Below are 888 nucleotides of genomic sequence, written 5' to 3' on the forward strand. Positions count from 1 at the left end.
AATAGCACAGAGTAATGATCCCAACCGCTATTCGGCAATTGCAGCTTCGCCATTTGATGATAACTATCCTACAAAAGAATCTTCAACTGCTTTAGACGATGAATTGTATTTTCAAAGGGCAGTTCAGGTTTATTTGTGGTCTTTGCCTGCAGTGAATATGTACGCGATGAAGGAAGGTTTGGGAAAAACATCAGGTGAAGGGTATAATGTGATTTCAGTTTATGAAAAACGCTTAAAACCAAGAACTATTATCACCACACCTAATTCAGATGTTATTTATGCACTGGGATTTGCTGATTTGAGTAAAACAGGTCCTTTGGTTCTTGATGTTCCTGCAAATCTTCAGGGGATATTAGATGATTTTTGGCAAAGACCTTTAACTGGACCAAAAATTAATGGTGTACAATATTTGGGAGATATTGGTTTTCCAGGACCAGACAAAGGTAAAGGAGGGAAATATTTGGTTATTCCTGAAAACTATACAGGAAAAGTCGATGAGAAAAATTACTATGTATATAGAAGTAAAACCAATGGATTATTTATCTTTCAAAGAGGCTTTTTTAAATCGGTCGATGATCTTTCGCCAGGTGTAAAAGCGGTAGAAGGAATAAAAGTATATCCACTAAAAGGCGATAAAAAGGAAATGGTTTTTAAACACGTTTCTGATATAGCTTCGAATGCCTTGTTTGCACACGATCATACTTATTTTGAAATGCTCGATCGTTTGATACAAAGCGAACAGATAGACAGAGAGGATCCTTATATGAATGGGATGCTGGCCGCTTTGGGAATCTCAAAAGGAGCTGATTTTAAACTTTCAGAAAAAGATAAGGTAATGCTGGACAAAGCGGCAGAAACAGCTTGGAAAATGGCTAAAAATGTTTCTGC

At 36.8% G+C, this 888-nt stretch carries 1 protein-coding gene; it reads left to right on the top strand.

The window, feature by feature from the left end; genetic code table 11:
• Positions 1-888: DUF1254 domain-containing protein (locus JC605_RS23615; RefSeq protein ID WP_198858532.1), on the top strand; the 888-nt coding region annotated here is incomplete at both ends.

This window comes from Flavobacterium sp. IB48 (assembly GCF_016405855.1).
In the GTDB taxonomy this organism is placed as follows: domain Bacteria; phylum Bacteroidota; class Bacteroidia; order Flavobacteriales; family Flavobacteriaceae; genus Flavobacterium; species Flavobacterium ginsengisoli.